The following is a 13748-nucleotide window of genomic DNA, read 5'->3' as shown; positions in this document are numbered from 1 at the left end:
CGTAGTTTGTTCGACCTGATCGAAGGAGAGAATGACATGAATGCACTGCCTGGAATATGTTGCACAATCACCGATGAGGCGATCCGGCTCGATGCTTGGCGCGAGGAACTGATCGCGGGTGATTTTAACTGAGTAAACGCTCCGGCGGGCACCCTTCCCGCCGGAGCATCTCGCCCACAGCGGGAATCTGGAGCTTATCCATGGCCATTCTTGCGGTATGACCCGCTTTCCCGAAAGAACCACGGTCTTGATGTCCGACAGAAACTATCCTTGGGCGCGCCGAAGCAATACGGTGGAAATGCTGAACAGGATTCCGATTTCAGATCCCTATCGCTGGCTCGAAGACGCGGAAAGCCAAGACAGTATCGAATGGATGCAGAAGCAGGACGAGCTGCTGACCGCCAACCGTGACACTTGGTATTCACGTGACTGGTTTCACCGCCAGTTGGAGGATTTGGCTGCGGCAGGCACTCAGGTAGCACCGGCGATATCGCCGCCGGTTTGGCGTGGCGATCGACAATTCGTCACGATGCGGTCTCCGAGTCAGCAGTTGCCGGTACTAGCAGTGATAGAACCCGATGGCGAGCAACGGATCTTGGTCGACCCGATTGCCCTGGATCCCACGGGTCAGACGTTGCTGGACGTCTGGCGTCCGTCACCGGACGGCTCTATGGTCGCATACCAGGTGTCTATGGGGACGACCGAGCAGGCGCAACTGTCAGTCGTGGCGACCGACACATGCCTCCTCATCGATGAGACGATGGCACGCACCCGGTTCTCACCGCTGGCCTGGACGTCTGACAGTACGGCGTTCTACTATGTTGCCGACGGTGTCGATCCGCAGGAAGCGTCGGCTGGAAGACGAAGCCAGCGAGTACGACTCCATCGAGTCGGTGAGCCGACGGATAGCGATCGCGAGATATTCGGCAAAGAATGGCCCGGGTGCGCCCTTACAGTGCGCGTCAGCCCCTGTGGTCGATGGCTGGTGCTGTCGGCAATGCCCGGAGCGGATTCTACGCGTAACGCCCTTTATATTGGCGATCTGTCCAGCGCCGTCAAACCAGGTGAGCCGACGCTACGGTTGATCCATGACGGTGCCGACCAAGACGGGCAATCGTCTGTAGTCTTCGGATTGTGTGATGACCTGTTCGTGGTCACCAATCGGGACGCGCCGCAAGGTCGTGTCTGCCGGATCGATCCGGATCAGCCGCAGCCGATGCGGTGGCTCGAAGTACATGCCGCGCTCGACGATTCGACCCTGCGGGCATGTGTTGCGATACGTCGTTCCCCGCACGAGGATGCCGCACTCTTGGTACAGCGATGCCGCCAGGGTGTAGATACCCTTACCGTGCACGACCGCCACGATGGCCACCAGCTGCAAGCGATCCCGCTACCCGGAACCGGAACAATCTCTCGCCTCACAACGCACCCCGGCGACGGAAGTCGGGTGTGGTTCACCTACACCGACTTCACGACGCCGCCGTCAGTCTATTGCTACGACTACCGCACCGGACACGTGTCACCATGGCCATTCTCGTCTCCCACACGAGCGCCGCACCCGCAAAAATTTCCGACTCGACGGATCCGCGCCGACCAGCAAGCCGATATAGGCGACGCTGGGCGGCCTCCACTCACGCAACGCGTAAGCTTTCAGGCCGATGACGGTGTCACCATCAATATGTTCATCTCCGGCCACAATATCGAGCAGCGGTGTCCCCGTCCGACGTTGCTGACCGCCTACGGCGGATTCGGCGCATCCATGTCATCCGCGTATTCGCCGATCGCTCTTGCGTGGGTTCGTGCCGGGGGGATATATGCGGTCGCTTGTATCCGCGGCGGCGGCGAATCGGGCAGTGCATGGCATATCGCCGGACGCGGACGCAGTAAACCTCGCGTCTTCGCCGATTTCCGCGATGCCGCTCGTTGGTTGATCGATCGGAATCTGACCACCCCGCAGCAACTCGCTATCCGCGGAATGTCCAACGGTGGCCTGTTGGTCGCGGTCGCCGCGGTCCAACATCCGGAACTGTATGCGGCAGTGAGCTGTGAGAGCCCCCTGGCAGATATGATTCGTTACGAACATTTCGGCCTCGGGTCCCAATTTTGCGGGGAGTTCGGCACTGCGGCCGATGCCGAAGATTTCGCGTGCCTCTACTCCTACTCGCCCTACCATCAGGTCCGAAAAGGCATTCCTTACCCGGCTCTGCTCGTCAGCACACCAGCACAGGATCCACGCACCGATTCCATGCACGCCCGCAAATTCACCGCAGCACTCCAGCATGCAACATCCTCGCAGTCGCCCGTCCTCCTGCGCGTGGAACACGGAGTAGGTCACGCCTTGCGAACTAAGACACAGTGGATCCAACTGCACTCCGATGCCCTCGCGTTTCTTTCGGCACACACCGGCCTTCAACCGCCCTCCATCGGCAGCGGTAGTGGGATTCCGCGTGAGTGAGGGAACAGGGCACACTCATGGGACCACGAGGATGCGCGATGGGTCGGCGAGAATGTCGATTTCTACGATTCTTCCGTGCATCACAACAAATCCCATGACGGCCGTTGTTCGTCCGTGAACCGATACGATCGCTCCGGCCGCGCCGTTGACCAGAATAGTTGTGCCTGTGCGGCGGTGTCGGCGGCACCGCGGAATGTCCCGATCCAGCTGGTCGAGGACCACCCGCAACGCCGAGCCCACCGAATCCGCCAGCCCGATCTCATCCTCGGGAACCGGCGGATGTCCGCCGGAGACAATCGGATCCAGCAGGCGGACGCCGACCGCGTCCTCCTGACGTGATCGGCGCGACCGCAACAGGTCCAGGCAGGTCTGGGCAACCACAGTCGTCAGCCATCCGTCGATGTTGTCCACTGCCTCGGCCGGGCGCACCTGACCACCGGCTAGGGCCGGGGCGAGGTGATCATTCCGGCGATCATGACAATCCTCACCGCGGCATCATGGGCACTGCGTCCGACCGAGCGCCGATTCAGGCATTCCCAACCATGAGAACCTGCGGAAACCGGCCTAGATTAGGTCGATAGTCATGCGCAACTTGATGCTTGGTTAGAGGAATGACAGTGCCGTGTATTCCGACACCCCGACCTTGATAGACATACTCCGATATCGCGCCACGGTGACACCGGATAATGTCGCCTACCGTTTCTTGGTCGACGGCACCGCCGAGCAGCAGAACTCCTTCACTTACCGTGAGCTCTGGTATCGCGCGCTCGGTGTTTCCGGCCAGGCACGGGCCGCCGGCTTGACCGGGACGCGGGTGATACTGGCCGTGCCACCTGGTCTCGACTACGTGGCCGGGTTGTTCGGGCTCATCCATGCCGGAGTCACGGTCGTGCCCACTTTCCCGCTTGCCGGTCGGCGTGCCGTCGAACGCCTGAGCACTGTCCTGAGCGACAGCTCCCCGGCAGCGGTAATTGTTGCGGCGGACGGAAAAGCCTTGTCCGGGCTGATTCCGGACAGTGTGCCGGTGCTGCCCGTAACCACCCATTGCACCGTCGAGGAGCCGCCGTTTCACGCGGCCGACCCGGTCCTGTTGCAGTACACGTCGGGTTCAACCGGCGACCCGAAAGGTGTTGTGCTCACGCAGGAAAACCTGATGAGCAACTGCGAGGCGCTGACTTGTCACGTCGGCGTGGAGGCCGGCCGGACGGGCCTGACTTGGTTGCCGCCGTACCACGATATGGGGCTGATCGGAACGATCGTGTTCGCACTGTACGGCGGCTGGCCGCTGGTGATGATGAGCCCGGAGCACTTCGTGCAACGTCCGGCACGCTGGCTCGAGGCCATAGGCGCATTTCACGCGACCATAACGGTCGCGCCCGCGTTCGCGCTCGACCTGTGCTGCCGGATGGTCACCGACGACGAGCGAGCAGGTCTCGATCTGACCAGCCTGCGACAACTGTTCTGCGGATCCGAGCCGATCCTGCCGGGGTTGTTGGACAACTTCAGCAGACGGTTCGCTGGTCGGGGGCTGTCCCGGGACGCCCTGATTCCGTGTTACGGGTTGGCCGAGGCCACTCTGTTCGTCACCGGCAGGCGACCGGGAGACCGGCTGCGAGTGGAAGACGGGGTTCTGAGCTGTGGCGTGCCCGCCGCGGGTCACGAGGTCCTCATCACCGACCCGGCCACGGGTCAGTCGTGTCCGGAGGGCGAGGTCGGCGAGATCGGCGTGCGCGGGCCCAACGTCGCGGCGGGATACTTCGGCGACCGGCGACGGACCGCGTCGGTGTTTCGCGCCGGTCCGCACGGCGATGCCCTGCGCACAGGCGATCTCGGGTACCTGCATGACGGCGAGTTGTTCGTGACCGGCCGGATCAGCGGCGTGATCGTGGTGGCCGGCCGGAACCTGCACCCGCAGGACGTCGAAGCCACGGTCAACGGGTGTCACGACCTCATCTATCGATCGGTCGCGTTCGGGGTGCCCGGCGCGGCCGGCGAGGACCTCGTCGTCATGGCGGAATTCCTCGGTGGTGACGCCGAGGCCGCCCGGGTGCCCGGGTTGCGCGGGGCGGTAGTGGCAGCCGTCGCCGCGCGCCACGGGGTGCGTCCGCGGGAGGTCGGCTTCACCGGGCTCGGACGGATCCCGACCACGACGAGCGGGAAGCTCCGCCGCGGCGAGGCCAGACGCCGCTATCTGGAGGTCACGCCGTGAACCAGCTGTACCTACGAACCTCAGGAGAACCAGCGATGACTACAACTCTCGACCGCGCCGTCATTCGACTCGACCCACACAGCCTGAAGGTGAAGCGGTTTTCGACGCTGACCACGATGGTCTTGCCGACGCTCGGCACAGTCCTTGCGGTCTACCTGTTGGTGACTCGCCAGTTCTCCATTCTCGACCTCGCGCTGTTCGCCGGGATGTACTGCGTGCACATGTTCGGGTCGACGGTCGGACTGCACCGGTATGCGGCCCATCGGTCGTTCAAGACCTCACGATGGCTGGAGGACGTGCTGATGGTGGCCGGTGGGATGGCCGCGCAGGGTCCGTTGCTGTTCTGGGTAGCCACCCACCGCCGCCATCACCGGTTCGCCGACCACGAGGGCGACCCGCACTCACCGAACCTGCACGGCGCTGGATGGAAGCGGCGATTGCATGGACTTTGGTACGCCCATATGCCATGGATGCTCAGCGAAGAATCGACCAAATGGTCGGTTTTCGCCCCGGACATCCTGCGTGACCGGCGGCTGGTCGCCCATCACCGCCTCTACCCGTATTGGGTTCTGGCCGGACTCGCGCTGCCGGCGCTCATCGGGTTCGCGATCGGTCAGACTGCCTGGTCTGCGTTCACCGGGTTGGTGTTCGGCGGATTCGCCCGGATTTTCGCCGCCAACCAGGCGTCCTGGTGTGTCGCGTCGATCTGCCACGCGTACGGGCGCCGCCCCTTCGCCAACGACGACCACAGCACGAATCTCTGGTGGGTTGCCGTGCTGACTTTCGGCGAAGGGTTGCAGAACAACCATCACGCGTTTCCTCGTTCCTTCCGACACGCCGTTCGCTGGTGGGAGCCCGATTTGAACGGCTGGTTGATCGCCGCGCTCGGGAAGGCACATCTCGTGTGGGGGTTGCGGGAACCCAGCGCCGAGATGATCTCGAAACGACGGAGCGGGAACAATCTGCCCGAGACAAGGAGTGCATGACCATGTTCCGCCGCCGAACCCGTGCTCTGGATGGACCCGTGACCGTGGATCGCTTGCGCGAGTGGCTGGTGAACCAGCTGGCCGAACGGCTCGAGGTCCCACCCGCGCAGATAGATCCGAGCCAGGATTTCGAGTCCTACGGACTGGATTCGCGCGCTGGAATCCAGCTCTCGGGCCGACTGGAGAAGCTACTCGAGCTCCGGCTCTCCCCCGCAATCCTGTACGAGCACGACTCGATCGACGCGCTCGTCGACCATCTCATCAGTACGGGAGAACGCAGTGAATCGCAGTGAGGCCAGCGCACCCGAACGCAACGCCTCGCTGACCGAATTCCTGGAGAAGTCCCGCCGCATCGAAGGCGAGCGACTGACAGATTCGATTCCGAAGGAGTACTTCACCCCACGGGTCGAACGCGGGATTCTCGGATTCCTGCTCAGTGCAGGCGTCTACGGCGGCTCGGTCGCCGGAATATTGCTATCGCAGTACTGGCTCATCGATGTTCCGCTCTGGTTGCTGGCTGGGCTGGGTGGTTGGGGGCTGCACTGCATCGCACACGACTGCGGTCACGGCTCGTTCTCCCGGTCCCGCCGCCTGAACGTAATCGTGGGCAGCCTCGCCTTGCTACCACTGCTCTATCCCTTCCACGCGTGGCGTCATGTGCACAACATGCATCACGCGCACACCAACAGTCTTGAACTCGACACGGACTGGCGACCGCTGCCACCAGCGATGTACGACCGGCTGTCACTGATCGGGAAACTGACCTACGCGGGGACCCGGACGTGGGCGTTCTGGGGCGGCACGATCCGGTACTGGTATGTGTCCGGCTTCCGGCCAGGATTCTTCCCGAAAGCAAGCATGCGCCGAGACGTCCGGCACTCGATCGCCGTGACACTCATCCTCGGCGCGCTGTATCTGAGCACCCTCGTGCTGATCGCCGGGCCGTGGAGTCTAGTCGCCGGATTCCTCGTCCCGTTGCTGACGACGCATCTGTGGTTCAGCACCACCACCCTCATGCACCACAGCGCCAGCGATCTGCCGTTCCTCGACGCACGACACTGGACCCGCAACGCCGGCAAGCTGCTGATGACAACCGACTTCGTCTACCCCGCACCGCTGCGATTACTCACGCACAACATCTCGGTGCACACCCCACACCACGTCGCACCGGCGATTCCGTTCTACAACCTGCCCAAGGCACAGGAGGTGCTCAAGCGGACCTACCCCGGCATGGTCCGCGAGGAGCGCCTGACCCCCGGCGCACTGTGGCGGATCCTGCACGACCTGCACCTGCACGATGCCGAAAACGGCGGCTTCTACCAGGGATTCGATCGTCGCCCTGTGCCACCCCGGAAGGACCCGCAACCGTGACAAACGTGACCATCGGTCCGAGCGAAGCCCTGGGTGCGCTCTTCACCGCCTCGGGCAAATCCAACCCCTACCCGCTCTACACGGCCCTGCGGGAACTCGGCCCTGTCATCTCACTCGGACCGAAGCTGGTCTTCGTGCTCGGCTATGCCGAATGCGCTGCCGCGCTGCGCGAACCGGGCCTGCTCGTCACCGATGCCGCCAGGCACCGCAAGTCCGGGATGATCGAGCACTCCTCGTGGCAGTGCTTCACGAAGATCATGATGTTCAGCAACGAACCGGACCACGAGCGGCTCCGGGGATTCTCCCGCTGGGCTTATTCGCCGCAGCGGGTCAGCGCGCTCCGCCCGGTCGTCGAGCGCTGGGCCGGGGAACTCGCCGAACGGCTGGCCGACCGGCCGACGGACACAGTCGACCTGGTGGAGGAATTCACGTTCCGCCTGGCTGTTTCGGTCACCTCCGAGATCTACGGCATCCCCGAACCCGACCGAATGCCGTTGCACGGTGCGGTTACCGCGGCGACCACGGCCTTCGAGCCCATCTCGGACCTCGGGGACCTCGCGCCGGGCGACGCCGGAATGGACGTCCTGGTCGCCTACCTGACCGATCTCGTCCATCGCCGCCGGGCCGAACCCGGCGATGATCTCACGACAGCAATGCTGCACGACTGTGACGCCACCGGCACGATCACCGAGGACGAACTGGTGGCAGGCCTGGTGATGTTCCTGATAGCAGGTACTCAGTCGCCGAGTGATCTGCTGGGCAACGGGATTCGGCTGGCCCTGGCCGACCCGGCGGCGTTCGCGGCAGCCGGCATCGCGGACTTCGTCACCGAGGTGCTGCGCTTCGAACCCCCGATCCACGCCCTGACCAGAGTTGCCGCCCACGACCTGACGGTGTCCGGAACGACCGTGCGGGCCGGTGCGCAGGTGCTGCTGGTGCTCGCGGCGGCCAACCGCGATCCAGCCCGATATACCGATCCGGATCGCTTTGAGCCCCAGCGGACGGCGAACCGCCCGATCGCCTTCGGACTCGGCGTTCACCATTGCCTCGGGGCCGGGCTCGCCCGTATGCAGACGGAGGTCGCGTTGCCCATCCTGCTTCAGCGGTTCCCGGACATGACGCTGGCCGGCGACCCGCCGTATCGCGAGCAACTGGTGCAGCGCGGACCGGAACGGCTGCTCGTGCGGCCAGGGCGCTACGAGGTTCGTGAATCGGATTGCGGCTGAGCATATTATCGGCGACCGGGCCGTCCTCGGCGCCGCCGCGATCAGGGCTGGTCGCCCCGCACGTTGCCGCCGGCGCCACGCGCCAGGTGGCGGCCGATCAGGGCGCGCTGGAGTTCGTTGGCGCCGACGATGATCTGTAAGGCCTTCGCGTCCCGCATCATTCGTTCGACGGCGTTCTCGGCGAGATAGCCTGCGCCGCCGAGGCATTGGACGGCATCGGTGGTGACGGTCATGCCGGTGTCGGTGGCCAGGACCTTCGCCATGGAGGTGAGTACCGATGCGCGAGGATCGCCGCGGTCGAGTGCCGCGGCGGCCCGGTGGGTGAGTTCGCGGGCGGCCTCGAGTGCGATGGCCATGTCGGCGATCTTGAACGCGACTGCCTGATTGTCGTAGAGGGTTCGGCCGAATTGCCGGCGCCGCAGCGTGTGCCGGAGGGCGTGCTCCATCGCAGCGGTGGCGTTGCCGAGCGCCAGCGCGGCGACGGTGAGGCGACCGTAGTCGATGATCCGCTGGGCCAGCGCGAATCCGTCGTGCCCGCCGAGCAGTTGGGTCGCGGGCACTTCGACGTCATGGAAGGTGAGGTCGACCAGGGATGCCCCACGCAGACCCATTTTCTGTTTCTCCGGACCGCGTAGCACACCGCGCGCCGTGGCGTCGACCACGAGCAGGCGCAGGCCGGTGTAGCCCGATCCCGGTCGGGTGGTCGCGACCACGACCACGACCTCCGCGATGCCCCCGTTGTTGATGAGCGTCTTGTGCCCGTTGAGCAGATAGTGGTCGCCCTGGTCCACGACCCGGGTCCGGATCGCGAGCGCATCCGAACCCGCCTCCGGCTCGGTACACGCGAACGCGCCCGGCCTGCCGACGACCATCGGGAACAGCGTCGCGTGCTGATCGGCGGGTGCGAGCCGGACGGCGGCGACCGGACCGAATTCCAACGTCAATGCCGCCGCGATCGAGACCCGCGCCATCTGTTCGTTGAGCAGGCACCACTCGGTCGCGTCGAGACCTGCACCGCCGTGGGCCGTGGGCGCGAAGCAGGAGAACCAGCCGAGCTCTCGATACAGCTCGCACAATTCCGGCGCGGGCAGCCCGGTGCGTTCCATCCGCTCGGCCAGCGGCGCGATGCGCTGCGCGCAGATCTGTTCGACGTCGGACAGCATCGGGTTCACTCCTGTGCCCAGGCATCGGCCGATGCCCGCAGCACGCGCCGCAGGACCTTGCCGGACGGCCCGGTCGGGAGGCGGTCGACGATGCGAAGGTCTTCGGGCAGTTGGAATTTCGCCAGTCCACGCCGGGTGAGGTGGGCTCGCAGATCCGCGAGCGTCGGCGCGGTCGCGGCGGGATGCATCGTGATCCAGGCGCACAGGCGTTCCCCGAGACGTTCGTCGGGTATTCCGGCGCAGGCGGCGCGGGCCACGGCAGGGTGGGTGAGCAGCTCGCTCTCGATCTCGGCCGGGCTGATATTGACGCCGCCGCGAACGATGATGTCCTTCAGCCTATCCGTCACGTGCAGGTAGCCTTCGGCATCCACGGCTCCGAGATCTCCGGTCTTGGTCCAGCCCAACGGATCTCGATACCGCCGATCGAGTTCGGGGGAATCCGCGTAGCACAGCGGTGACACCGGGCCGCGGGCCCAGATCTCGCCGATCTCGCCGACCGGCCGTTCCTCGTCACGGCCCGGGTCCATGATCTTGAACGAGCACACCGCGTCGCTCGGCCTGCCCACCGTGGTGGCGACCTTGTCCGGCGGATCGTCGGGATGGGTGCAGCAGAACGCGCCGTCACTGCTGCCGTAGGCGCTGACCACCGTGCAGCCGAAGGCCGCGCTCGTGCGGTCGATCAACGCCGGTGCGATCGGCGCGCCGGCCAGGTACACCAGCCGCACCGCGGCGGTGACCGCGGTCGCGTGATCCAGCAGATCGTGCGTCATGGTCGGCACGGCGCACAACACCGCGACCCGGTGCCGGTTCAGCAGCCGCAGTACCGCGGCGGGATCGAAGGTCGAGGTAAGGACCAGGGTCGCGCCGTGGCGGGCGAGCACCCCGAATGTCGCCAGCGCGCCGAATCCGGAACAGATCGGCGGCAGCAACATCAGCCGGGTGCTCGAATCCACACCGATCACGGTGAGCTGATTGGCGATTCCGCCGACGAGCGCGTCGTGGTGGTACACGACCAGTTTGGGTTCACGCTCGGTGCCCGAGGTCACCATGATCCGCGCGGGTCCGCTCGAATCGGGGCCTGGCGTCGTGATCGCGGCGGGTTCGCCGGGGTCGGCCAGCACGGCGTCCAGCGACGAGCAGCCCGGTACCTCCGCGCCGAGGACGAAACACATTCGGAGATCGGGAAGTTCGCCCATCGCGGCGCGGACCACCGCCGCGGGCGAGAAGTCGTGATGGGCGGCCACGGTCACCCAGGCCACCGCCCGCGAGCGAGTCAGCACACCGCGGATCTCCCGCTCCCGGTACCCGACCGGAAATGCGACCGATACGGCTCCGAGCGCCGCGACGGCGAGCTCCACCACGCAGACCTCGCGTCGATTGGGCAGGCAGATGCCGACGACATCGCCGGCCCCTACGCCCTCGGCACGCAGTGCCTGCGCCACCTGCCTGGCCTGGTGGTGCAGTCGCCGGTAGGTAATCGATCCGGCATCGTCGATGACCGCGATCTTGTCCGGATCCCGCTCGGTCGTTTCGGTGAACAGGCCGAAGACATCCCGGCCGGGGCACCAGCCCATCGATGTCCACTCCTGCCGGAGTGCGCGCGGTACCAGATCGTCAACCATGGCCGGTCCGTCCTCCCGGAGCCGCGTGCGGGCCAAGGGAAGTCCGGCGCGCGATGATCCGCCGCACCGCTCGCGTCCCCGAGCGCACCGCGTTCTCGGTCGTGGAGATGCCGAAGTAGTCGCCGGCGAAATACAGCGGTGCACGGCCGTCGAGCTCCCTCGTCAGCCGGGCAAGCTCACGAATTCCGCCGGGCGGCTGGGCCACGACGCAGGGATCCCAGCGCTGGACGTGCGCGGCCAGCACATCGTCGCCGAGGCCCGGATAAAGCCGCTCGAGCGTGCGCAGGGCGCCCTCGACGATCGCGGGATCGTCAGCGTCCCAGCGTTTTTCCGACCAGCACGGCCGCCAATACGAGGAGACCAGGCCGCGGCCCGGCGGCACGTGGGCGGGCGCCTTGCGATGATCCATCACCACACTGGCCAGCTCCGGTGTCGCTCGTCCAGGATGAATCCAGGTCGCCGGTTCGTCGGGTGGCCGGGCCAGCGCGAGGAAGACTTCGATGTTGCGCACATAGGTGATCGAGAACAGCAGCGCACGTACAGGCGGTGGCAACGTCGGGCACAGCGCGGCCGCCTGCGGTGCTGGGACCGCGACGACGACGGCGTCGAAGTCTGTTGTCCGGCCCGGCTGTCCGGCGCAGTCCCAGCTGATCGCCACGCCATCGCCGCGCGGTTCGATACCGGTGACGGTGCACCCGGTGCGCACCGGCACGTACGCCGCCAGACCCGTGGGCAGGAAGCCCACGCCGGCGGCCGAGCCGAAGAACTCGGCTCCAGCCGTATGCGCCAAGTAGTAGAGCAGATTCGCCGCCGACAGATCTGCCGGCGAACTGAGCCAGATGTCGCCGCACAGCGGTTCGATGAAGCTTTCCAGCAATTCCGTCGCCCCACAGCGGCGCAGGTAGCCGAGAATGTCCTCGGTATCGGCGCCCACCACCGCTTCGAGTCCATCCTCGGCGATGCGTTCGCGATACCGGCGCGCCTCGCCCAGCAACTCGCCGAACGCCTTTCGCGCGCGCGGGTTCCGCGCCCACAGTTCCCGGTGGTGGCCGAAGCGGTGCATGCGCCCGTCGCGGATGATGCCGAACGATCCCGCTTGGGGTTCGATTCGATGGGTGAGGCCGGCGTCCGCGATCAGCCGCAACATCTCGGTGTAGGCATAGGACAGAATGCCCGCACCGAGGTCGATGACGAATCCGTCGAGCTCGATCGTCGACATCCGGCCGCCGACCCGCTGTGCGCGCTCGAACACCACCACCTCGGCCCCGGCGCGGTAGAGGCGGAAAGCCGCTGTCAGGCCTGCTATTCCGGCGCCGACAACGGCCATTCGCTGCCCGCCCAACGGCGAGCTACGTTCGGTCATCGAATCACCTGCCCGGCAGGATGCGGCCGCGCGATGATCGAGTACCGCGGCGGCATCAGCAACGCCTTCGCCCGCGGCCACAGCGGCGCGTCGTGGGCGGATCGAATTCGCCGGCGCCGCACGAGCGTCGCCAGGACGACCAGCATCTCCGCCCACGCGAACGGCTCACCGGCGCATCCCCGGGTCCCGGCGCCGAACGGCAAGTATGCCCCCGGCGCAATATCTTTCGCGCGCTCGGGAGTCCAGCGGTCCGGATCGAACACCTCTGGTTCGGGGTAGAGCGCCGGATCACGATGCAGGGCGTAGATCGAGAACAGAACCATAGCGCCGGCCGGGATCGGGTGCCCGCCGAGCACGATGCCGGTGCGCGGACGCCGGGTGAGGATCCAGGTCGTCGGGTACAGGCGCAACGTTTCGGTCAGCACCCGCCGGGTGTAGTCGAGCTGCGCCAGGTCCTCGGCCTCGAGCGCCCGATCGCCCGCGACCGCCTCGACCTCGGCGCGAATCCGGTTCTGCACCCGCGGTCGCCCGGCGATCGACCAGCACGCCCACGTGAGGGTGTCGGCCGTGGTCTCGGCGCCGGCGGCGAGTATCGACATCACTTCGTCGTGCACCTGCGCGTCGGTCATCGACTCGTGGGTGGCGCCGTCCTGGGCGTGCAGCATCAGCGAGAGCAGGTCGCCGTGGTCGACACCACCGCGCCGGTAGGCGTCGATGATGTCGTCGATCATCCGGTGCAGCGCGGCGACGGCTCGGTCGAACCGGCGGTTTGCCGGCAGCGGCAGTTTCTCCAGCAGCCCGGTCGGGTCCAGCACTCGCTTGCCGATGCCGTCGAGCACGATCGGCAGCGACCGATCGAACTCCCGGACCGCCGCGTCACCCAGGTCCGTCGAGCAGAGCGCCTTGCTCACGATGGCCAAGGCCAGCGATCGCCATTCCTCGGTGAGGTCTACTTCGCCGTCCGGGGTCCACGATCGGATACGCGCCTCCGCCAGATCCCGCATCATCGGTACATACCGCGCTATCCGGCCGCGCCGGAACGCCGGACGCAGCAATCGGCGCTGCCGCGCATGGAATTCGCCGTGCGAATTGAACAGGCCGTTGCCCGTGAAGGGCACCATCTTGTCGAAATGCGCACCCTTGTCGAACATTTCGACATCCTGGACCAGCATTCGCCGGATAAGGGCGGGATGGTTGACCACAAATGCGTCCAGCGTGCCGATCCGGATGGTGGCGATATCGCCACAACTACGCAGGGACTGTACGAAAGGCAGCGGCCGGAACCATAACTCGTGTGCATGACCGAGGAGCGGCAGCGCAGCGGTTGCCGGATTCATTGCATAGTCGGACATC

11 protein-coding genes are annotated in these 13748 nt (G+C 65.8%); 6 read left to right on the top strand and 5 right to left on the bottom strand.

Annotated features, from left to right (window positions below; genetic code table 11):
• Positions 1-217 precede the first annotated feature (217 nt).
• The gene (locus tag F3087_RS40600; RefSeq protein WP_150407497.1) at positions 218-2455 is read left to right on the top strand and encodes a prolyl oligopeptidase family serine peptidase; all 2238 of its coding nucleotides are present in this window, start codon (positions 218-220) and stop codon (positions 2453-2455) included.
• A 15-nt stretch (positions 2456-2470) separates the two neighbouring features.
• Here F3087_RS40600 and F3087_RS40595 read toward each other — a convergent pair whose 3' ends face one another.
• Complete coding sequence (locus F3087_RS40595) at positions 2471-2884, bottom strand: sigma-70 family RNA polymerase sigma factor family protein (protein WP_150407496.1); 414 nt, start codon at positions 2882-2884, stop codon at positions 2471-2473.
• Positions 2885-3128: 244 nt separating this feature from the next.
• Here F3087_RS40595 and F3087_RS40590 point away from each other — a divergent pair, with 244 nt between their 5' ends.
• Genes F3087_RS40590 through F3087_RS40570 form a run of 5 tightly spaced genes read left to right on the top strand, consistent with a single transcriptional unit; the run spans position 3129 to position 8247 of the window.
• The gene (locus F3087_RS40590) at positions 3129-4664 is read left to right on the top strand and encodes a fatty acyl-AMP ligase (protein WP_191094387.1); all 1536 of its coding nucleotides are present in this window, start codon (positions 3129-3131) and stop codon (positions 4662-4664) included.
• A 35-nt stretch (positions 4665-4699) separates the two neighbouring features.
• Positions 4700-5650, top strand: a complete 951-nt coding sequence (locus F3087_RS40585; protein WP_150407494.1) for an acyl-CoA desaturase — start codon at positions 4700-4702, stop codon at positions 5648-5650.
• 38 nt (positions 5651-5688) lie between these two features.
• Positions 5689-5943, top strand: coding sequence for an acyl carrier protein (locus F3087_RS40580; RefSeq protein WP_223885724.1), 255 nt, complete (start codon positions 5689-5691; stop codon positions 5941-5943).
• Positions 5930-7021 carry a fatty acid desaturase gene (locus tag F3087_RS40575; protein ID WP_150407493.1) on the top strand — a complete coding sequence of 364 codons (1092 nt, stop codon included), beginning with the start codon at positions 5930-5932 and terminating at the stop codon, positions 7019-7021. The genes F3087_RS40580 and F3087_RS40575 overlap by 14 nt, the downstream gene beginning before the upstream one ends.
• On the top strand, positions 7018-8247 hold the full coding sequence (locus tag F3087_RS40570; protein ID WP_150407492.1) for a cytochrome P450: 1230 nt from the start codon (positions 7018-7020) through the stop codon (positions 8245-8247). The genes F3087_RS40575 and F3087_RS40570 overlap by 4 nt, the downstream gene beginning before the upstream one ends.
• 41 nt (positions 8248-8288) lie before the next feature.
• Here F3087_RS40570 and F3087_RS40565 read toward each other — a convergent pair whose 3' ends face one another.
• The 4 genes from F3087_RS40565 to F3087_RS40550 are packed head-to-tail and all read right to left on the bottom strand — an operon-like array spanning position 8289 to position 13747.
• Positions 8289-9410 carry an acyl-CoA dehydrogenase family protein gene (locus F3087_RS40565; RefSeq protein WP_150407491.1) on the bottom strand — a complete coding sequence of 374 codons (1122 nt, stop codon included), beginning with the start codon at positions 9408-9410 and terminating at the stop codon, positions 8289-8291.
• A gap of 5 nt (positions 9411-9415) precedes the next feature.
• Complete coding sequence (locus F3087_RS40560; protein WP_150407490.1) at positions 9416-11032, bottom strand: class I adenylate-forming enzyme family protein; 1617 nt, start codon at positions 11030-11032, stop codon at positions 9416-9418.
• On the bottom strand, positions 11025-12395 hold the full coding sequence (locus F3087_RS40555; protein WP_150407489.1) for a flavin monoamine oxidase family protein: 1371 nt from the start codon (positions 12393-12395) through the stop codon (positions 11025-11027). The genes F3087_RS40560 and F3087_RS40555 overlap by 8 nt, the downstream gene beginning before the upstream one ends.
• Positions 12392-13747 carry a cytochrome P450 gene (locus tag F3087_RS40550; RefSeq protein ID WP_150407488.1) on the bottom strand — a complete coding sequence of 452 codons (1356 nt, stop codon included), beginning with the start codon at positions 13745-13747 and terminating at the stop codon, positions 12392-12394. The genes F3087_RS40555 and F3087_RS40550 overlap by 4 nt, the downstream gene beginning before the upstream one ends.
• Between the last annotated feature and the right edge of the window lies 1 nt (position 13748).

This window comes from Nocardia colli, from assembly GCF_008704205.1.
In the GTDB taxonomy this organism is placed as follows: domain Bacteria; phylum Actinomycetota; class Actinomycetes; order Mycobacteriales; family Mycobacteriaceae; genus Nocardia; species Nocardia colli.
Note: the sequence above shows the minus strand (reverse complement) of the source record. Positions and strands in the feature narration are given on the sequence as shown.

Coding starts and splice junctions, on each gene's coding strand:
- F3087_RS40600 (WP_150407497.1), top strand. CDS start 218: ATGACCCGCTTTCCCGAAAGAACCACGGTCTTGATGTCCGACAGAAAC.
- F3087_RS40585 (WP_150407494.1), top strand. CDS start 4,700: ATGACTACAACTCTCGACCGCGCCGTCATTCGACTCGACCCACACAGC.
- F3087_RS40565 (WP_150407491.1), bottom strand. CDS start 9,410: ATGCTGTCCGACGTCGAACAGATCTGCGCGCAGCGCATCGCGCCGCTG.
- F3087_RS40550 (WP_150407488.1), bottom strand. CDS start 13,747: ATGTCCGACTATGCAATGAATCCGGCAACCGCTGCGCTGCCGCTCCTC.
- F3087_RS40560 (WP_150407490.1), bottom strand. CDS start 11,032: ATGGTTGACGATCTGGTACCGCGCGCACTCCGGCAGGAGTGGACATCG.
- F3087_RS40555 (WP_150407489.1), bottom strand. CDS start 12,395: ATGACCGAACGTAGCTCGCCGTTGGGCGGGCAGCGAATGGCCGTTGTC.